The 539-nt window shown below is 66.8% G+C and carries 1 pseudogene; it reads right to left on the bottom strand.

The annotated features are described in order from the left end of the window. A pseudogene (locus MJ605_RS19230) lies at window positions 1-539 on the bottom strand (dipeptidyl carboxypeptidase II); the annotation flags it as partial.

Here is a 539-nt window from a genome sequence, read left to right as displayed (position 1 = left end):
TTCTGGTAGGTCACTTCGACCAGGCGCTTGGATTCCGGATCGAGCTTGAGCGAATCGCGCTGCTCGTAGACCGCCTCGATGCGCTTGAACAGCTTGTCGTTCAGCACGATGGCGTCCTGGTGCTCGGCGAACTTCGGCGCCTCTTCTTCCTGCACCTTCTGCAGCGTGTCGTTGGTGTTGGCGCCGCTGACGGCGTCGAACGCATGCATCACGCGGCCCAGCAGCTGGCCGGACTGCTCCATCGGGATGAAGGTGTTCTCGAAGGTCGGCGGCTCCGGGTTGTCGGCGATCTTCTCGATCTCCGCCAAGTGCTGCTTCATGCCTTCCTCGAAGGCCGGCTGGTAGTCGCCGTCCTTGATCTTGTCGAACGGCGGCGCCTGGAACGGCAGCGTGCTGGGTTCGAGGAACGGGTTCACGGCGCTGACCTCGGCGGCGGCGGGAGCGGTGCTGGCGGCCTTGGCCGGCGCGGTGCTGGCCGGGGCGGGCTGCGGCGGGGCCTGCTCGTTCGACTGCTGCGAGCAGGCGGCGAGCGCGATGGA

This window comes from Dyella sedimenti (genome assembly GCF_022760995.1).
GTDB classification, from domain to species: Bacteria; Pseudomonadota; Gammaproteobacteria; order Xanthomonadales; family Rhodanobacteraceae; genus Dyella; species Dyella sedimenti.
This window is presented reverse-complemented; position numbering and strand designations above follow the sequence as displayed.